General features: G+C 51.4%; 19 protein-coding genes and 2 pseudogenes. 13 read left to right on the forward strand and 8 right to left on the reverse strand.

The features are described from left to right. Nucleotides 1-1,028: 1,028 nt before the first annotated feature. Both A4G99_RS23180 and A4G99_RS23185 read left to right on the forward strand, forming a co-directional pair. Nucleotides 1,029-1,823 (forward strand): annotated as a pseudogene (locus A4G99_RS23180) (ATP-binding protein); the annotation flags it as partial. 410 nt (nucleotides 1,824-2,233) lie between these two features. Next, a complete protein-coding gene (locus A4G99_RS23185) occupies nucleotides 2,234-3,535 on the forward strand; it encodes a Cdc6/Cdc18 family protein (protein WP_082838024.1) in 1,302 nt (433 codons plus the stop codon). A 337-nt stretch (nucleotides 3,536-3,872) separates the two neighbouring features. Here A4G99_RS23185 and A4G99_RS23190 read toward each other — a convergent pair whose 3' ends face one another. Continuing rightward, nucleotides 3,873-4,292: a hypothetical protein gene (locus A4G99_RS23190; protein WP_066148661.1), complete on the reverse strand. Its 420-nt coding sequence runs from the start codon at nucleotides 4,290-4,292 to the stop codon at nucleotides 3,873-3,875. 328 nt (nucleotides 4,293-4,620) lie between these two features. On the opposite strand from A4G99_RS23190, the gene A4G99_RS26325 reads away from it, so the two are divergent. Beyond that, entirely contained in the window at nucleotides 4,621-4,857 is a 237-nt protein-coding gene (locus tag A4G99_RS26325) for a hypothetical protein (protein ID WP_190303862.1), read from the forward strand. A 5-nt stretch (nucleotides 4,858-4,862) separates the two neighbouring features. Here A4G99_RS26325 and A4G99_RS23200 read toward each other — a convergent pair whose 3' ends face one another. Further along, nucleotides 4,863-5,282 carry a hypothetical protein gene (locus tag A4G99_RS23200; RefSeq protein ID WP_066148666.1) on the reverse strand — a complete coding sequence of 140 codons (420 nt, stop codon included), beginning with the start codon at nucleotides 5,280-5,282 and terminating at the stop codon, nucleotides 4,863-4,865. Nucleotides 5,283-5,286: 4 nt separating this feature from the next. After that, nucleotides 5,287-5,889, reverse strand: a complete 603-nt coding sequence (locus A4G99_RS23205) for a hypothetical protein (protein WP_066148668.1) — start codon at nucleotides 5,887-5,889, stop codon at nucleotides 5,287-5,289. Nucleotides 5,890-6,518: 629 nt separating this feature from the next. Between A4G99_RS23205 and A4G99_RS23210 the strand changes: the two genes are divergently transcribed. From A4G99_RS23210 to A4G99_RS28155, 4 genes and pseudogenes are all read left to right on the forward strand, one after another. Continuing rightward, entirely contained in the window at nucleotides 6,519-7,193 is a 675-nt protein-coding gene (locus tag A4G99_RS23210) for a hypothetical protein (RefSeq protein WP_066148670.1), read from the forward strand. Next, nucleotides 7,180-7,445, forward strand: a pseudogene (locus A4G99_RS28145) (hypothetical protein). Before A4G99_RS23210 ends, A4G99_RS28145 begins: the two are co-directional and overlap by 14 nt. 10 nt (nucleotides 7,446-7,455) lie before the next feature. Further along, entirely contained in the window at nucleotides 7,456-8,073 is a 618-nt protein-coding gene (locus tag A4G99_RS28150) for a hypothetical protein (protein ID WP_223302181.1), read from the forward strand. 120 nt (nucleotides 8,074-8,193) lie between these two features. Then, nucleotides 8,194-8,499, forward strand: a complete 306-nt coding sequence (locus A4G99_RS28155; RefSeq protein WP_223302182.1) for a hypothetical protein — start codon at nucleotides 8,194-8,196, stop codon at nucleotides 8,497-8,499. On the opposite strand, the gene A4G99_RS30120 is transcribed toward A4G99_RS28155, so the two are convergent. Continuing rightward, on the reverse strand, nucleotides 8,477-9,115 hold the full coding sequence (locus A4G99_RS30120; RefSeq protein WP_082838047.1) for a helix-turn-helix domain-containing protein: 639 nt from the start codon (nucleotides 9,113-9,115) through the stop codon (nucleotides 8,477-8,479). The two genes, A4G99_RS28155 and A4G99_RS30120, sit on opposite strands and share 23 nt — an antisense overlap. A gap of 143 nt (nucleotides 9,116-9,258) precedes the next feature. On the opposite strand from A4G99_RS30120, the gene A4G99_RS23225 reads away from it, so the two are divergent. From A4G99_RS23225 to A4G99_RS23240, 4 genes are all read left to right on the forward strand, one after another. Continuing rightward, nucleotides 9,259-10,728 carry an amidase gene (locus A4G99_RS23225; protein ID WP_066148672.1) on the forward strand — a complete coding sequence of 490 codons (1,470 nt, stop codon included), beginning with the start codon at nucleotides 9,259-9,261 and terminating at the stop codon, nucleotides 10,726-10,728. 13 nt (nucleotides 10,729-10,741) lie between these two features. Continuing rightward, entirely contained in the window at nucleotides 10,742-12,001 is a 1,260-nt protein-coding gene (locus A4G99_RS24890) for a CynX/NimT family MFS transporter (RefSeq protein WP_082838026.1), read from the forward strand. A 591-nt stretch (nucleotides 12,002-12,592) separates the two neighbouring features. Further along, nucleotides 12,593-13,534 carry a DMT family transporter gene (locus tag A4G99_RS23235; RefSeq protein ID WP_066148675.1) on the forward strand — a complete coding sequence of 314 codons (942 nt, stop codon included), beginning with the start codon at nucleotides 12,593-12,595 and terminating at the stop codon, nucleotides 13,532-13,534. A 149-nt stretch (nucleotides 13,535-13,683) separates the two neighbouring features. Continuing rightward, nucleotides 13,684-14,397: a DNA polymerase domain-containing protein gene (locus tag A4G99_RS23240; RefSeq protein ID WP_223302183.1), complete on the forward strand. Its 714-nt coding sequence runs from the start codon at nucleotides 13,684-13,686 to the stop codon at nucleotides 14,395-14,397. A gap of 69 nt (nucleotides 14,398-14,466) precedes the next feature. On the opposite strand, the gene A4G99_RS24895 is transcribed toward A4G99_RS23240, so the two are convergent. Then, on the reverse strand, nucleotides 14,467-14,853 hold the full coding sequence (locus tag A4G99_RS24895) for a hypothetical protein (RefSeq protein ID WP_082838027.1): 387 nt from the start codon (nucleotides 14,851-14,853) through the stop codon (nucleotides 14,467-14,469). A gap of 729 nt (nucleotides 14,854-15,582) precedes the next feature. On the opposite strand from A4G99_RS24895, the gene A4G99_RS23250 reads away from it, so the two are divergent. After that, nucleotides 15,583-15,984 (forward strand): cyclic nucleotide-binding/CBS domain-containing protein, encoded by a 402-nt coding sequence (locus A4G99_RS23250; protein ID WP_066148682.1) that lies wholly within the window; start codon nucleotides 15,583-15,585, stop codon nucleotides 15,982-15,984. Between the two features lie 6 nt (nucleotides 15,985-15,990). On the opposite strand, the gene A4G99_RS23255 is transcribed toward A4G99_RS23250, so the two are convergent. Further along, nucleotides 15,991-16,230: a hypothetical protein gene (locus tag A4G99_RS23255; protein ID WP_066148684.1), complete on the reverse strand. Its 240-nt coding sequence runs from the start codon at nucleotides 16,228-16,230 to the stop codon at nucleotides 15,991-15,993. A gap of 144 nt (nucleotides 16,231-16,374) precedes the next feature. On the opposite strand from A4G99_RS23255, the gene A4G99_RS30125 reads away from it, so the two are divergent. Further along, the gene (locus tag A4G99_RS30125) at nucleotides 16,375-16,803 is read left to right on the forward strand and encodes a hypothetical protein (protein WP_066148686.1); all 429 of its coding nucleotides are present in this window, start codon (nucleotides 16,375-16,377) and stop codon (nucleotides 16,801-16,803) included. Nucleotides 16,804-17,020: 217 nt separating this feature from the next. Here A4G99_RS30125 and A4G99_RS23265 read toward each other — a convergent pair whose 3' ends face one another. Then, complete coding sequence (locus A4G99_RS23265) at nucleotides 17,021-18,208, reverse strand: CBS domain-containing protein (RefSeq protein ID WP_066148688.1); 1,188 nt, start codon at nucleotides 18,206-18,208, stop codon at nucleotides 17,021-17,023. Nucleotides 18,209-18,617: 409 nt separating this feature from the next. Next, the gene (locus tag A4G99_RS23270) at nucleotides 18,618-18,830 is read right to left on the reverse strand and encodes a hypothetical protein (protein WP_223302185.1); all 213 of its coding nucleotides are present in this window, start codon (nucleotides 18,828-18,830) and stop codon (nucleotides 18,618-18,620) included. Between the last annotated feature and the right edge of the window lie 10 nt (nucleotides 18,831-18,840).

An 18,840-nucleotide genomic window follows, 5' to 3' on the forward strand; every position in this document is an offset into this window, starting at 1 on the left:
CCCTTCAAGAAGGAGCATCTTAGTTCTACCGCACCCCCGGTTTTCAGTGAAAAGCGTAGAACGAGTATCGAGAGCGTGTAAATATGGGCGGTTGGTAGTCAAAAAGCGACGAGAGACACCCCTCATTTTCAGTGAAACCAGTCGAGTGAGTAGCTACTTGATTCGACCTGAACACGAGAACTTAAAAGCGGAGAAGTGACTTCATTGTCAGACACCACGTTTTCAGTGTAAAACACGACGACTACAACCGATTTTCACCCGCATAACCACGTCACCAATATTGCTTCTACCCATAATTACTTATTATACTTTCTAGTTAAACTAGTAGAGTAGTTGAGAATCAGCTAGCGGTTCTGTTTTCACTGAAAACGAGGGGTCTCTCTAGTGGAATGCGTTCGATTTTCACGAGAGTAGAAACCGACTCCTGTTTTCACTGAAAACGAGGGGTGTACGCATTCGTCGGAAGTGTTTCTAAAGAAAATATGGCGAGAGCTCTACGGGTGTCCCAGCTCGTAGTACTTCACATCAATAGCTGTGTAAAAATCGTAGGTAATCAAATCGGTATTACTTACCACCCCTCGTCAGACACCACTGTACAAGTGAAGCTAGGAAGAGAGAGCCTAGTAAGAGATCATGGACCGACGCAACCTTGTTCTCAGCGAGATCTGTTCTGAGATTGCGGATTCCTTCCATTCTACCGCGAGCAAGCCCTCGTGCCATCTGTTTCCGGCGGTCACTGAGAATCATTTGTTGTGGGATTGATCGCTGGAAGCTTCATTGATTGTGCAACGTCAGCAAGATTCTTGTCCGCACAAACGAACATGAGATCTTCTACAGGCAGGTAGGCCGAGTGCTTCGGGGCTTGACCTCGAGGCGGTAATGAGAGAACCACCTAAGTCATTATCACGATAATCATTATCGTAAGAATGTTCTATGACCGCGCCGACGAACTCGAGGGCACTCCAGACGGAACACGAACGGAATGACTTCAGTCTCGTCATCATCTATGGCCGTCGTCGAGTCGGAAAACAGAGCTGATCAAGGCGTTCTGTGAGAACCGCACCCATCTCTATCACCTCGCATCGCAAGACTCGGCGAAAGTCCAACAAGAAAAATTGGTCGAGGAGTTAGCAGCCTACCAAGACGAACGAGTTCCACGTATCGAGGACTGGCACGATGCAGTCGATTACCTGGGAGAGACTCTCACAGGAGGCAAGCAAATCGTGGCTATCGACGAGTTTCCGTATCTCGTCGAATCGAGCGATACAGTGCTCTCTGCGTTCCAGAATCTCGTAGATACAGTGAAAGCGACATCGACCTCAACGCTCATTCTGTATGGATCGAGTATTAGCGTGATGGAATCGGAGATAATGGGACACGAGAGTCCACTGTACGGGCGGCGAACGGCACAAATCGACCTTCAGCCATTCACGTTTGCCGAGGCGAATGAGATTATCGACTATCCGTTTGAAGAACGCATCCGCTCGTTCGCAGTGACTGGCGGCATGCCGATGTACCTCACGCTCTTTGACTACGACGAGTCACTCGAAGCGAATCTCCTCCAGAATCACCTCTCGAAAACGTCGATCCTCTACGATGAACCTGAATTCTTACTTCGGACGGAACTACGCAACGCCCCCGTCGGCATATCTCTGGTAGAGGATTTGCGCGAGAAAGCGCATGAAGTCCGGTGGAAGACGAGTGAACGTGAGGAAGAATACGTACTTTTCTCGAAGTCTTGCTTCGAAAACGGGCTGCGAGATAATCTTGATGATCGCTGGCAGTTGGTAGACCTCCAACAGCTTGCAGATATATTTGATTGATCAGTAGTTTGATTTCCACCACTATTTCAAGTCGAGTGGAGGTCTCACAAAGAGGAAAGCACCAACCCGGACCAGTGCTTCCAACCACGTGTTTCTTTATAACCCCCTCCCACCCCACTGTTTCCAACTTCAGCGATCGACGAAACGCAATGCTCGAAGAAACAATGGAAGAAATACGTACTAACCACTTCTGAGGTTCACTAGCTACTCTTTTGTCGCTAGTACGGATATGGTTCTACTCTCTAATAAATAAATCTTTCCTATTATAATACTCGATGTATAGCTGCTCCACTTGTTCTGGTGGTGAAGTTGGAAATGGTGGGGGGAGTGTGTTTTATAAGTAAACGGCTAGTTGGAAGCGGTGGTATGGGGTGGAAACGTTGGAAGCGGTGGCTTTATTATGACATCCCGTGAGTAAAACTCACATGGGCTACTTTGACGATGATGGGTTTCTCGATGAATACATCATCAAGGATCGGAGCGTCCTGAAACCGGAATACAAACCCAAGAAACTGGAAGAACGAGACGAGGAACTCGAAGAATACGTGAAGCTCCTTCGACCACTGTTGAAGGGTTGGGATCTCGACAATATCTTTCTCTATGGACACTCGGGTGTTGGCAAGACCGTTGCAACCCGGACCCTGCTCCCCGACCTTCGAGGGACTGCTGAGGAGCAGGATATCGATGTCGATCTGCTTGAGATCAATTGTTCGTCAGCAAATACCTCGTATCAGTCGACAATCGAACTCATCAATGAGGCACGGAGTCCCGAGTACCCACTGACGACACTCGACCTCGATAAACCTGAATTAAGTAAGACCGGCTACCCTGCTGAACAGGTCTACGATGAGCTTTTCGATGACCTCAACGAGGCTGCGGACAACATCATCCTCGTCCTTGACGAAGTGAATACGCTCGGCAGTGATAGTGAACTCCTCTATCAGCTCACGCGGGCTCAAACGATGCACAAACTCGAGGCTGAACTCTGTATTATCGGCATCAGCAACGACTTCAATTTCAGAGATGACCTTCCTGCTCGGGTGAAAGACACGCTCTGTGAAACCGAGCTTCACTTTCCCGCGTACGAACAGAGCGATCTCATTTCAATTCTGTCCCGCCGAGCCGAACAAGCGTTCTATGAGGACACGACTGAGACAGGGGTTATCGAACTGTGTGCAGCACTGGCATCTCGCGATCGTGGTTCTGCCCGTCAAGCAATTCGGCTGCTGCGTAAAGCGGCCGAACTTGCGGAGAACGAAGCCGTAGAATCGGATGATCTCGATTGCATCGAAGAGCAGCATGTCCGTGACGCTGAGGAGATCATCGAGCGAAAACTGGTGACTACTGGGATTCGAAAGCTCACCACCCACCGAAAGTACGTCTTGCTCGCTGTAACGAATCTCGCTGCCCAGGGAAAGACGCCTGCACAGACGAGGGACATCTACGAGTACTACAAAACCGTAGCTCGGGAATTCGGTCGTGACCCCCTTACTCGACGTGGAGCGCACGAACACTTACTCGAGATGTGTGATAACGGGATACTGAAAAACGTGAACCGAGATCAGCGCGGCCGAGGCCGACCAAATAAATACAAGCTCGACACACCACTCGAAACCGTGATCGATGCACTCGAACAAGAAGAGGACGGTGAAATTGACGACTTAGATAATCTCCGTGAACAGGCGAATCGGCAAATGACGCTCGGCGAGTGAATTGGAAACGGTGGGGTGTCTTCTTTATATACCTCGAAGCCTTGGAAAGGTTCGAAATGGTGGAATGGCTGGATATTTAGGCGGAAGTTGGAAACGATGGGGGGTGCCTGACTTAAAGCCTGGAAAAGATGGGTGGGGTTGGAAACGAAGGTCTGACGTGCGTCAGACAAATGATGGAAGTAGTGGGGGGTGTGCCTTTATATAGTTGGAAGAGGCGGTGTAGGTGGTGTAACTACTACGAGCTTCGGTATTTTCTTTGAGTATTTACACTATCCCCTCTATTCTTCGGACCCGTCCCTCCCAATTAGTATATAATACTAACCAAGAGCGGACGATTTCACACTTGTTCTTTCCGAATCGTCACGATATCTGCTGCCACTCGTCCCGATTCTTCTGCTGCAATCACGAGTAGATTCGGCGCTGGTGTGCAGGGCGCTTGATCACCGACGTGAAATCCTGCATCTTCAGCACCTGGCAGTTGGACTTGATAGCCGTTCCCTGCAATCTGAAGTGAAGCGTTTGCAACTCGGTGGATCGAGACGGTGTCGAGCGCGGCTGATGTCGCGAGTTCGACGATATTCTCGTCGGTGATTCGGTCGAGGTCGACGACAAGAAGAAGGCCGTCAAATGCGAATACGCGGATGTCTACGAGACGGGTCGGCTCGTCGTCGGTCTCTTCGACGAGTCCAGCGGCTCGGGCAGGCTTTGTGACTTGGAGAGCAAAGCCATCGCCGGACCGTTTGATTGTGTTGGGCATTATCGGTTAGTATGGTATACTAACCCAAGAAGATTCGCCTTGGAAGATGCGCTCTCGGCTCGGCGTTGTTTGTGAGAAGCGTCGAGGTCGCGAATCCTCCCGTGTCTTCAGTTTCACTTTCGCTCTGGTTGGCTGAAGTCTTTATCCGTCGGGTACTAAGCGTCAAGTGCAGTCAGCGTAACCCAGCAGGCGATGTGGGTTCTCGTACTCATCCCAACCCATGCTCCCATGTTGTCTGCTTTTCCCCTTGTTACAATGAGCTAGGTAGTATCACGAGTGGACTCTGTCCGAGGGTTTACCTGTCGTGTCCTCGAATTTGGTAGTACAAATGGGTCCAAACGAGACGTCGCCACTCACACCACTTGCGCAAGAAGCGCTTGATGCGCTCGCGAGCGCAATTCCACCTGGTGGTGAACTCACCTACGAGCAAGCCTATGCCGTTCTGGCTGAGAAAGAAGATCTTGAGCGGCCTGCTGCCGAAGATATCATCGAACGGTTGTACAATAAGGGCCATGTCTACGAAGTCGAGGGAAACCTCCGACTCACTGATTACGGCTCTGAATAGCAAGGTTAGTCCGCGATTTCGAATGTGTCTCCCCACCGTGCCTGAATATCTGCGATGACCTCTCCAAGTACATCGAAGAAGTCACCGGGATAGCGTCGATCTTCTGCATCATCGGTGGTTGCTGCTGGAAACGGATGGTAGTGATCGCGAGCGTTATGGGGGTTTTCGTGCCGGTCCCATCGACACTCTTTCCGTTCACTCCCCCACTCTTCCACATAGTGAATGTAAAAATTGCCATTGAGCTGTAGTTCAATATCGACATACACACGTGAGATCTGCTCGGGATAGGCGGTCTCGTCAAAGACGACCTCGACAGTCGCAGGTTTGTTCGATGGAAACGAGTTGGCTAGCGAAACGAGACTGATCTCTCCGAGCTTTCGCGCAACTCTCCGCAGAACCTCCTTGTTCGGCAACGTCCCATCCATCTAATCACGAGTGGTTTTTTGAGAATGCGTCTGTGCCAGAATTTGGTTGGCTGGACTGCAGTCGTTGGAAGAACCGAACCATGTCCGCCACTTTTACCGTCCCTGTCTGTGCGCCTGACGTACCGTGTCCGAGTGCCTCGACAAGCGCATCAACTTCGTCACACGCTGCGTTCCACTGTCGAAGATCGTCCATTGTCTCATCTAGCTTCTCGTAGCCGTGTTCCTGCGGGACAACATCTCCAGGGGTTTCGGCCTCATACGTCTCCTGGAAGGACGAAATGGTGTCACTGAGTTCCGATAGTCGATTGTTGAGTTCTTCGATGGTGTACTCTCGCTGCAGGCGATCGATATTCCGCCATTCGAGGTATGAGTCGTTCCGATCATACGTCACCGGATCGTCGCCGATCTTCTTCGCAACGCCCATCTCTCCAAGGAATTCCAGATATTTCCGTGCGGTATCTGGTGCAACTCCTGCTCGGTCTGCGATCTCGGAGACCCGAAGTGGATCGTTCAACTGGAGGAGCACATCGTAGACCTTCTCGACTGTCGTCCGACTCTCGAGTTCGGTTTCCCACTCCGATGCTAAGTCTCGTGGAGAGTCACTCATGATGCTCACTACTCTGTTAGTCTGCTAGAGTAAAAAGATTTGCTAGTTCACTACTATAATTGGAAGCTACAAATTATACTTGTCTTCCCTTGCGAGAATCAGGCAGTATCGCTGTGGTTAGTATAATATACTAACCCAGTCCTGTTCGATGTCCTGTCTGTTGAGAGCCAGTGTTTCGGAAATCCGAATCGGAAACCGATCGAATCTGCTGGTGCTGCAATCATTGTTGGCGACGATCGACTGTCATTGGTTCGTCGGTAAACAGCGTCAGCTGAGGTGTGTTTTGAACCATCTCCACCCCTTTCGAACTGTCCGGAAAAGCAGTACATAATTCACTACGAACTCATCGACTAATTCATTCGACATCATGTTCCCCTCACCGAGATTTTATAGATGAATTGTGGAACTCGGACTAGCCACTGAGTTCGAAATATCTCGAGTTTTTAGGGGGGTTCTACTAGTGAAGTGAATCCATCTCTACTACCAATTGCAGAGGGTGTGTTCTCGTGTTGCTGTGGCGTCCATCAGAGAGGTCACTCGCACTGGTGGACATCAGTCACTCCTGTATTGGAATATTCGGAATCAACCCTGGCTTGCCTATCTGATACCCTGGTGAAATACGATCTGTGATGATGCACCAGACATCGCCAGAACTCCCGTCACTTGACCCCGGCATTACACTGCTCGAAACCGACGAGCGCATGACTGGCTCGCTCCAGTCGCTGGTCCTCGACCAGTTGCTCCTCGAGCAGGGCTCAGCCGTCTGGATCGACGCCCATGGACACGGAACGACACACCCGCTGACACAGATTACTCCGTCGATGCGTATCCTCGACCGAATTCATATTGCACGGGCGTTCACTCCGTGGCAACACCAGAGTCTCGTGGAGGATCTTGCTCGAGAGCTTACGGACGAAACGACGATTGCCGTTCTTCCGGCTCTTGACTGCTTCTACCGGTCGGAAGACCTTCCACGCGGTGACGATGAACGCATGCTCGCGACTGTGGCCGAGCGGATCGACGCGGTTGCTGAGCGGTTTGAGATTCCAGTGCTACTGACGTTGCAGACGGACGATACCCTGACAGCACCGATTCACGAAATCGCCGATCGGACGATTCAGTGTGAACGGACCAAGTTTGGACTACGGTTCGCAGGTGAAGAGTACGAAACGTTGGTCTATCCGCTGGAAAATGGGCTAGTGCAAACGACACTCGCGTATTGGAAGCGTATTCTAGCGAATCGGCATCCGGCGATGGTTGATGCCGGCGTTTCACCGGAGATGAGTGCGAATGGGGCGTACTAACACACCTACCGTGATTTGCTCCGAGCGATGGAGTCGCGGTGGCAGGAGTATCGACGGGCACTCCGGCATACTGACCAGGCTGTGTTCGATCGGCTCTTCGAGTATGCTCGCGTCCATGCTAACGCGAGTGGGGTTCAGAACCACCAGTTCGTCGAGATTCCAGCACTGATTTCGATCGTGATCGAGCAACAAAAGCAGATCGAGGATTTGGAAGCTCGGCTCGATCACGTCGAGGACGATTTAAACGACTAGGGATGAGACGATGGTGTACAAAATCGACTACCTCGACGGCGACGTGCTCAGATGGTCAGTAACTGAGACGGGGGTGGAGTGTGAAGTCGATGAGTCGTATACACCGACAATCTACGTGTCGGTGCACGGTGACGGTGATTTTTCCACGGCCCGTGCTGCACTCCGTGACCATCCCGCTGTTGTTCGGGTTGCCGTGGTTGATGAACGCGTGAGTTTTCGCCACGACTCGGAGCAAGTACTCCGAGTGGATGTGACCGACCTCAAGGCAGTGAATTCAGTGGCAGGAATGGTGAGCAAGTGGGGCTCGTCGGGGGAGTATCGCTGCTACAACGTCGACTTCTCGCGAGAGTTTCGGTACTGCCTCGAAGAAGGGATTGATCCACTGCCGACCCATGAACTCTCGGAGGTGCAGATTTTCGTCTCGGAGACGGAACTCGCGAGTGAGAGAGTTACTGAACTCACGATCGACGATAAAGTGGTGACTGGGAGTGGCGAGGACGTGTTAACAACACTGTCGGATCGAGTTGAGTCGGTTGACCCGGATGTGCTCTTCCTGAACACGAGTGACCTCATTCCTGTTCTCTTCCAGCAGGCCGACCGCCTTGATGTAGAGTTCCAGCTTGGGTGACGGTCGGGGTGGCAGCAGTTAGCGGGTGAATCAACCTACGAAAGCTACGGCCAAGTCGGGCACTCACCGGCACGGTACAATCTCCCTGGTCGGGTGATCATCGACGGCTCGAACACGTTCATGTGGAACCAGACGAATCTCGATGGCTGTCTGTATCTCGTTGAACAGTCGGGCAAACCACTACAGGAGTTGGCGTGGTCGTCGATTGGGACCATTCTAACCGGGATTCAGATCCAGGAAGCACGGGAGCGAGATGTGCTTGTCCCGTGGCGTTCGTGGCGTCACGAGAAATTCAAGACGATGCGCCAAGTGCACGACGCCGACCGGGGTGGGTTCACCTTTACGCCGGACATCGGCTTGCACGAGGACGTTCACGAACTCGATTTCTCTGTTATCCTTCTACTTAGTGGGTATCCCCCATATTGACAAATTGTTTGACAATCCGACTCTCGGCACGATGGTGTAACTTGCTTGCTGCAGACCTATTTATCCCGAGATGATTCGCTAATTCTGTGAGCGTGCATTCTCTTGGTATCTCGTAATATCCTTGATCAACTGCTTCTGTGACAAATTCCCATTGACGGTTTGTGAGCTGTTGTCTGGAGTTATATGACTGAGACAGTGAGCGGATCTCATAAGGGATACCGAGCGTTGTTAACTCTGTAGTGTATGCTGACAATCGATTTTGTGAAGCTAGTATCTCGGCATGAAACCATCCATCCTGGAGTTCTAGAGGGTACCGTGGCAGATTCCCGGATCTCAGTAGTGCCTCGTACAAATCAGATACCGGGACGATGAATTGTATCAGCACACTCTGAGTATCTGTGGTGATCACATCGAATGAACGAACGTCAGGAGCATTTTCGAAATGTGCAACGAGTTCTTTTCTCTGTGTAGTATTCACTTCTGCAATCTCGAATAAGCTGTCTCCTCGGGGTTGAACTGCTAACAACCTGAATTCAGATTCCGGAAATTCGACTGAGATATCTGCTAAACGATCATAGACCGGCGCTCCGTTCACCTTGAGTTGTAGACGAGCCATACCAGAGCGTGATAACTGACTGTACTTAAAAGAGTACACATGATTACGATCCAATCCATACCGTTATGGCGGCTATAATATCTCGTGTATAATGAGCACAAAATTGGGATGCAAGCTGAGATTTACAAAGCGGGGTTCGAAGAATGAGTGAAGGCGTTAATCCATCTGCAAGCGAGTTGGCTACCTGTATCAGGAGAGGTTCCTTATCCATCCCTGATGTTACAGAGAAATATCTCACACGACTCGAAAAACGTGATGGAGATCTCAACGCATTCGTAACTGTACTTGAAGAAGAAGCCCGTGAGCGGGCACAAACAGCTGAAGCGGAACTCACAAACGGTGCGAAACTTGGCCCGCTTCATGGTGTTCCAATCGCAATCAAGGATTTGTTTGACTTCAAAACCGGCGCCCCAAACACATTCGGCTCGAAACCCTTCGAAGATTTCGTCCCTGAGCAGAACGCTACATACGTCGATCGGCTTCTAGAAGCTGGAGCGATCATCGTTGGGAAGACAAACACACCAGAGTTCGGTCACAAAGGTGTGACTGATAATCTGGTCATTGGTCCGACCAGCACTCCTTTCGACCTTAATCATAATGCAGGTGGCTCATCGGGCGGTAGTGCAGCAGCTGTTGCCGCTGGGATTGTCCCACTTGCTCAAGGCGGTGATAGTGGGGGATCAATTCGAATTCCTGCCTCCTGTTGTGGGGTGTATGGGTTCAATCCGACATATAGACGGGTCGCACAAGAAATCCGACCAGATGCGTTTCTCTCTCACACGCCATTTCTGCAGATCGGACCGATCTCACGAACAGTTGAAGATGCTGCACTCATGCTTGACGTGATGACTGGCCCCCACCCTCGTGATCCGTTGAGTATGCCGGATGATGGAGCGGATTTCGTTACTGCGACTCGTCAGAGTATTAGTGGACTCAAGATCGCCTACAGCCCGGATCTCGATGTATTTCCAATCGATACGCGAGTTCAGTCAGTCGTTGACGAAGCCGTTCGAGCCTTCGAAACTGCAGGCGCGACTGTAGAAGAAGTGAAAATAGGCATCGAGCAATCCCATCGAGAGCTCGCTGACCTGTGGATTCGCCAGAACTGGATGACGTATCACTCCACGCTCGAGGGATTCAAGAGCGACGGTATCGATTTACTGGGTGATTACCGCGAAGATCTCACACCTGCACTCGTCGACCATCTTGAGGATACGGCAGATCTCTCCATTCGTGAATACAAGCGAGATGAACACGCTCGAACGCAGGTATATGATGCCATTCAAGATGTCTTTGAGGAATACGACCTCATTGTAACACCAACGATCGCTGTTCCACCTGTGAAGAATCACACTGGGAGTGATGAGCAAACGGTTGGCCCGACTGAAATCAATGGTGAGTCCGTTGATCCACTTATTGGTTGGTGTCTCACGTTCCCGTTCAATTTTACTGGGCATCCAGCTGCTTCGATACCAGCGGGACTATCCGATGGATTGCCGATCGGGATGCAAATTGTTGGCGACCGCTTTGCTGATGAGACTGTTTTCGCTGCCAGTGGTGCCTTCGAACGCATCAAACCATGGGCGGACACATATTCAATGATCGATTGTTGAGGAAACTTCCATTATGAACTCTCAGACTGATGACTCCGATAGTGCTTGGGTGTTTAGTAGTATCTCTCTCGATCAGGTAAATACGAAACGTCATATTTTCGTTCTTTTGGGCTTGTTAGTCGTTGCTCTTAACCTTCGGCCAGCTATTGCCTCGGTTTCACCGGTACTGGAGCAGATACGAATTGACTTAGGACTCAGTTATGGGACAGTCAGCTTGCTCACGACCCTTCCAACCATCTGTATGGGGGTTTTTGCACTCACTGCTGCTCCTATCGCTCAACGGCTCGGCCAAGAACAGACTGTTCTCTATGCAGTCATTCTAATTGGGTTCGCTACTGCCGTACGCTTCGCTGGTACCCATGTTAGTGTCTTGTTCGCTACTGCAATTGTCGTCGGCATCGGAATTGCCCTTATTCAAGCACTCCTCCCAGCGCTTGTTGATAGATACTTCACCGATCGTGCTGATCTCGTAACTAGCCTCTACACTGCAAGCTTGATTGGTGGTGCAGCCATTGCTGCTGCCGCTACTGTTCCGATCGAGCGGATGCTTGGCTCATGGTCTGCAGCACTCGGCTCTTGGAGTGTACTGGCCGTATTTGGAGCGATTTTTTGGGGAATAGTTATTCGTGGACAATCTACGACTGCTAACCGATCAGGTGCTGACGGGACGGTTGAAGGTGAAGCTGCTGCAACACAGTTACCATGGCGCAGTCGATGGGCATGGATATTATCGGTGTTTTATGGAGGTTCTGCATTTTTGTATTTTGCAACCTTGACATGGCTTGCCCCATTCTACCAGTCACTTGGTTGGAGCGAGGAACTTTCTGGATTTCTACTAACTGTGTTCACAGTCGCTGAAATTGCAGGAACGCTCGGTGTCGCACTTCTCACTAGTCTTAGTTCGGACCGACGGCCAGCACTTGTGCTGACGCTCGTAGCATGTATCATCGGATTCGGTGCAATGGCGTGGATACCCCTTGCAAGTCCGTGGATTTGGGCAACTATCGCAGGAGCCGGAATCGGTGGATTATTTGATCTCACGTTACTTTTGCCGATAGATTACGCTCCAACTCCAGAGACAACAGGCAAACTAAGCTCGATGGTAGTCGGTATTGGCTATCTGCTTTCTGCGCTTGGTCCGGTCGTAATTGGACGATTACGTAGTGCTTCTGATGGATATGTCGTTCCGTTTCTCCTTCTCGTCGGAATCTGCGTTATAATGTTGATCGTGTCGCTATGGTTTCAGCCAGAAAACACCATCAAGGTTAGGTGATAGCAATAGCTCCGCTCGATTTTTGTTGGAAAAATTCGTTAGAAGAGATTAGCTTCGATATTGGTCTGTGTGTACGTAATTACAGTTGAGATCGAATGAGAAAACTCACTTGTGGGCTGGCCATGGTCTGATTCCTATCAGAACTAATACGATATTTCGAGGGTTGATTATTACTATTTAAATACAGACTCATGTTCACCCAAGAATCCAGCAATGGCTCTCATCTATTCATTGTATGGTGAATTGGGATCTACAACAGAAAACTCGCACCGAGAAAGGTGAGCAACCGATACCAGACTGTGATATCGCATCGGTGTTTACGAACAGAGAGTCATCGCGGTCACTGATTAGTGATCTGCTGGACGCTCATGACTTTCTGCCATTGTTTGAGGTGGGAAATTGGATGCGATCGTCGTTTAACACCCAACTGTGGTGTTTCTCCCATGTGATCGGATCGATAATCGAGTTCCGAAAATTGGTGATATTCACCCTTGAACTGCAAGGGTGCAAAGCACTAAACGAGCAAAAGATCTTACCTGTGATTGGTACCAAAGGAGCCTTCGATCGTATTGTATGGGGAGATACGTAGCGATGACCCGCCCTGACGCATTATCCCACTATCCATGGATGGTTCCGCTCATATCTCTCCTCGGTGCAGGCACTGTTCTTGGGGTCTCGACTAACCTTGCTAAACTCGCCGCTGGTGTCGGCCTTGATCCGTTGGCCTTCCTTGCGTGGTCAGTCACTGGGTCGGCAGTCGTTCTCGGAAGTGTCGGCGCCGCCCGGCACCGACTCCCCTCGGTTAATATTCGTACCACTGAGTATTTCGTGATATCTGGCTTGGTCGGCCTGGCCGTTCCCAATCTCCTCTCTTTCGCTGCCGTCACCCATGTTGGGGCTGGTTTTGTCGCACTCACAATCGCCTTCCCGCCCCTCTTCACCTACCTTGGTGCGCTCTTTCTTGGCATGGAATCGTTCCGATTTCGCCGTGCGGCTGGCGTCGTACTCGCACTTGGGGGAGCAACTCTTCTCGGCATCCTCAAACTTTCTGAACCGGACGTTGATCCATTCTGGGTTGCTGCGACGCTCTGTTCTCCGATTCTTCTGGCCGGCGGTAACATTTACCGTACGGCCCGCTGGCCGGAGGGGGCTGCTCCCGACGAACTCGCTCCTGGCATGCTTGCTGCGGCCGGTACCATACTCCTTGCTGTCGGTCTAATTGCGAACACCTTCTGGGAGGGGAATGGTGGGTCTAGTTTTTCTCTTGCCGTGCCCACGAGTCACGCCGCGCCCATTCTTCTCATTCTTGCCCAGACTGCAACGTTTTCGGTGATGTACTTCCTATACTTCATCCTCCAGAAGCGTGGAGGACCTGTCTACCTCAGCCTCCTTGGTTCAGTCGCTGCTATCGTTGGTGTCCCCATTGCTGTCCTCTTTTTAGGAGAAGCTCCGCCAAAGGGGCTTGCCCTCGGTTGCATCCTTATTGGGTTCGGTGTTGGTCTTGTCACACTCGGTGACCCGAAGACGACATAGCGCAGTGCATTCTCATGGTGCTTTGAGGCACTATTAGTCCGTAGACTTTCTGTTCACATTGTCCCTGTTTTGGAAAATTAGACTAAGCGAGCCGACTGGGATGTTACTATTCCATACTAACCACTTCTGAATAGCATGGGTGGCGCATTGTGCATGGCATCGTCGATAGCGTGTGGGTGAGGCCGATTGAAGGCGAGGAACAGACGTCGCTTTCGGAGCTTGTCTCGGAGATTTCCGAGGAGGTAGAGATTCGGCTCGAACACGAAGCCCACTACGACTGGATTTCCTTTGTGCCGTTGCGCGATTCGGATGCTGGTGCATTGACGAAGTACTTCGGGAAGGTAGCTGGAGAGGATGAGTACAAGTATCGGGGCATCGAGTGTCGGCAGCGAAGTACGCCGTCATATATCGGCGATGCGCAGAAAGCGTTGATTCGAGCGGTGGATGCGTATCGTGATCCAGAGGCGGTGTGTGAGGAATTGCGCTCGTGGGTTGATCGGCTTGAGCGTGGGGCGGTTGATCCGGATGAGTTGGTGATTACGAATCGTGTCTCGAAGAAGCGGGAGGACTACACGCAGTTAACGCGGAGTGTGGCGGCATTAGAGCGAGCGGCTGAGTTGGGGTTGACGCGTGCGCCTGGTCAGAGTGTGTCGTATGTGGTGGTTGACGATGCAAAGCAGTCGCGGGAGCGGGTGAAGTTAGCGAGTGAGGAGTTAGACGAGTATGATGTCGGGTTCTATCGGGAGTTGTTGGTTCGTGCAGCAGCGAGTGTACTGTCGCCGCTGGGGTGGCGAGAATCAGATATTGAGGAGGAGTTAGGGAAATATATCGAGTCGAGTTTGGCGTCGTTCGGTTCAATCTGATGTAACGAATAAATCCAAACATACCTACCGCTTAACCGTCCCGTGATGGATTGTTTGTACAGACAGAAATCACCCTATGTCTGCATCAGTTGTCCCTGTTAACGGATCAACACGAAACACATAGTCTGCATAGACGCCATCAAGATTCGTGGGACTTTCCTCAGCAGTATGCCTTTGACAAAGACGAGCCTCTGCCTCAACACTCCCGTGACCCGTTTCTTCTTGGTAGCGTTCTAGAACGACAAATTTCGCTGGCTCGTCGCACCCACGACGGTGACACGTCGGGGGTGAGTCCGAATTTTCTTCTCTCGCGTATCGAAATTCATCTGCTTCGTTCTGTTCGCCACGTGGTTCAGTTTCGTCCATACGTTCACGCGCTTGTTCAACTTCCCACGTTCGCTGGCGGTTTTCTTCATCACGGGCTTGCTTATCTCGGCTCTTTTTGTTGTCCGCCATATCATATCTAGGTGAACGAAAGGGGTAACGCTGTGGCCGGCACTTGAAACTCTTTTCGCTAGCAACTATCGTGTTCTAATACGGAAATCGTGAGAAGGAAATTCGCCTACCGAGAGTAGACCAGCGGACGTTTTGTTACACTCCTCTGTCGTCTCTGTTTCTCCGCGTAGTATTTCCAGAGTCGGAGATACGTAACAGACTCTCGGAGTTCCACATTGGTTGGACCCGGCATTTCGTGCTGAGGGTCACCATAGAACTGTAGTTCGTTTAGTGGAGTCGATTGAACCTCGTGTCGTGGTTTCCCATACCGCCAGGAATCGATTGTATCGGTCATTTGTCTTCCTCTCTGTTGGGACAACCACTGTTGGTTCCAGTGTTACACAGCAGTACTCATCCTTGTAGTTCACTACGTGTTCCAGCCCAATGAATTATGTTACCTCCCTCTCAGCAGGATTCACCAAAACCACAAGTTCACGATTCACCCACTGACTGGGAAGTTTAGCTCACTTTGGCATCCTGCACAGTCGATTTCGAATGGAAGGACAATGAGCAACTCCATTCCGGTAGTCTAGGTATCACCGACTCCGCTTGTCGGAAGATTCTGGTGAGCAGCTTTTGGTCATTACTTGGCATTTCAACGAAGACGCGATACTCTCGTTTCCATGTGAGATATTCCACCACCGTGAAAAGAAGCAAACTCTTATCCCCGCAGGAATACTGTTTACTTGAATGGATGATGTCTTTATCGGGAGTCTCATGTCTTCTCCGGTGTACACTGTAAGTAACGACACCTCACTCCAGAACGCTGGCGAGACAATGCGCGAACACGAGATTGGATCGATAATCGTCGTTGGTGATGACGACCAACTCGAAGGGATCATCACTGCAACTGACTTCATTCATGTTGTCGCAGAAGGCGATCCTGATCCGAATGAATCTGTTGCCTCTGTCATGAGTACAGAGGTCATTACAACGACCGCAAGTGAATCGGTTCAAACTGCGGCGGACATAATGATAAAACACGGCTTTGATCATCTCCCGGTTGTCGACGGAGAAGCGGTCATCGGTGTTATCACGACGACTGACCTCACGGCATATCTTTCGACCACAGAGGAACCGAGCCCATCATAGGGGCATTTAGTCCTCGAACGCTTCGTCGTGTTGATCATAGCGGATAGTCAGCGTACCTGGGGTGGGATGTCTGGTCGCGTTGCGGATGGCCTCGAACGTTTCGAGCATCTCGGTCGAACTGTCTTCGTCCCCATATATCTCTCGTGTTTCTTCCCGTAAGGCGTCATAAACCCGTTCCGCAAGGAGTCTGATAGCTTCTGCGTCGGATTTTGATTCGATTTCGAAGATGGCCTCGTAATGGGACATGTAACTAGTTGGTGCTCCAATGGGAAAACCCAGACCCTACAATCGTTGACAAGGACTGCTCTCCCTGAGTACCGCCTTCTCGTAGGATCGAGACATCTGCAATGCTGTACAAACGTTGATTGGTGTCCCACTCCTCTAGATTGCATGGCCGAATTCCCTGACGAGAGAGAACTCGTACTGAGAGTGCGTTCCCAGTTGGAACAATGGACGAACAATGCCCGGATACGAGCATACAGTGAATTGTTCGAAGGCGATGATCCACTCCTTACTCCCGAAGAAATACAACGGCTTGATGCGCTCGATTCTGTAATGGAACGGAACGGTGGCGATGGCGTGTGGGGCACCGACCAGTACGGAATCCACACAGCGGGAACCACGAGTTCGGACAGTTCGATCGGAATCGTCTGTGTGTATCACCCGCAAATCACCAAAGATTCCGTCCTTCAGGGAGACGACGGTATCGATGACGAGACCGAGGAGAAATTCAACGCAGCACTCTGGCAGTACAGCGAACGCGTTGTGACACTCATCGAAGAACGGCTTGACGAGTTCATCCGCCAAACACAGAGGTAGCTCTGTGTTCGATTCCGCTTCCTGAAATTGGTCGACTCATCGACAGCTAAAATGGCCTTCCCAGTCAACGTCGCCACAATCGAGACGAGAAACGACGACAATCAGTACGACACCGCCTGTCCTTTAGAGGAACAGTTTACCAGGTTCAGCCCCGCTTGCTAGCAAGTGAATCGTATCACTTGGAACGGCTAGCCTCGTGTACTGAAAGTTAAGAACGTTATGCCCCGAGCCACCAGCCGTACAGTTGTTGTTGCTCCTCGGTGTCCGGATGCTTCTTCGATTGGCCATAGGTTTTGCCCTTGAGAAGTTGGCGTTCGACCGCGTTCGCGGCGAGACGAAGTGCATGCGTAGCGCCGTAGCCCTCCCCTTTAGCGGTGAAGTAACCACGGTCGGTGACGAGCCGAATCCGTGCCAGTACCAGTGGTACTCCTCGACTCTTTTCTTTGTGCTCATGCAGTTCGATACTGGCCTTGATTACGCTCACCTCACCATACTTCGAGGTCACGCTGTCGATTAACGCGGAAACGTCGTCATAGTCCATCTCATCGAGCAAATCGAGACCGAACACCTGCACGGGGCGCCGTTCTTCCTGTTCCCAGGTGAGTGCTTCAATGACGTCCGTCTTTGTGATGATTCCGACCGGTTCGTCTGTCTTGTTCGCTGTGACGACAAGTGAGGAAATCTCCTGATCGAACATCGTTTCGACTACCACATCGAGCGGTGTGTCTCGCTGAACCGTCGCAGCTGCATCGGACATCAGGTTTCGCACCGGCAGATCGAGCATCCGATCAGAAGTACCGTCACGTTCACCGAAGCCGCCGCGGCCACTAAACTCGTCTGACGAACCACCCTGGCTCTTGTTCCCCCCGCGTGTCGTGAATTCGATGACATCGTATAAACTCAATATGCCGACGAGCTCGTCATCGTCAATGACTGGAAGGTGTGCGATACGTGCTTCCCGAAGCGTGTTGAGGGCTTTGCCCATCGTGGTCGTCGGAGTCACACTGATCAGGGTTGTCGTGTATGCATCGTCGACGCTGACCGCGTCAAGAAACGGGCTCACGGCCTCCAGGACGGCATCTGCGGTCACCACACCAAAGACGCGGTCTTTGTCCAGCACTGGGAGCGTCTTAGCGTTACTCCCGATCATGAGTCGTGCGACCTCACGGACATCCTCGGTTCGATCGACGGTCGGGACATGTTGCACCCGTGAGCCAACCTTCGCCGAGGGTTGATTGGACGACGAGGCCAGTTGTCGGCGGCTGACGACGCCACGATACTCGTCACCGTCTGTAACGACGACGGCGTCGAGTTCTTGATTCTCGAACGCACCGGCGACCTTCGAAAGGGGTGCCCCGATGTCGAACTCGGTGAACTGTGTTGAAACTATCTCAGAGATATCCATTGTGTACTCATTACTAAAGGGAACGTGGACGGTTATGCTTGCCTCACCTTTTGATGACACGAGAGAATTGATTTTGAGAGGCGGTTTAGGGTCACAGACTGTGCCCTCGATATTACTTTGACGCACCGTCCGTGCTTGTCGCCACTATCGGTGGTCGATTACAACGTTGTAATAGAGGGGGATCGCGAGAGCGACCCCCTCCATTTCGCAGAAATAGACGCAGAAATAGACGCAGAAACAGACGCACTCCACCGTAACCAACCGATTACTACCACCATGTGTCACCGGCAATGCGGTGTGAATCTCGTGTGGTGGCGTGGTTCGAGCGGGGGTTCTTCGAACCCCCGTGATTACAACGCTATAATCAGCGCCCTCCATTTTGTTCCGCGTTCGCTTCGTGTGCTCGCATTCATCCGGCGAGGTCGGGGTGGGCGAACGTGATTTCGATGTGGTGACCACCGACACCCATTGCATCGTCCACACACAGCGTTCGAGATTCCTTGTAGGTTACACCAGGAACGCGCTCGGCCATCTCTTCCATCACCCGATAGCCGTCGTTTTTGTACGCACAGCCGTAGTGGGTCGCCACCTCTCGATGGGCTTGTGCTGTGGCCACAGACATTTCTAGTTCT

This window comes from Haladaptatus sp. R4 (assembly GCF_001625445.1).
Lineage (GTDB): Archaea > Halobacteriota > Halobacteria > Halobacteriales > Haladaptataceae > Haladaptatus.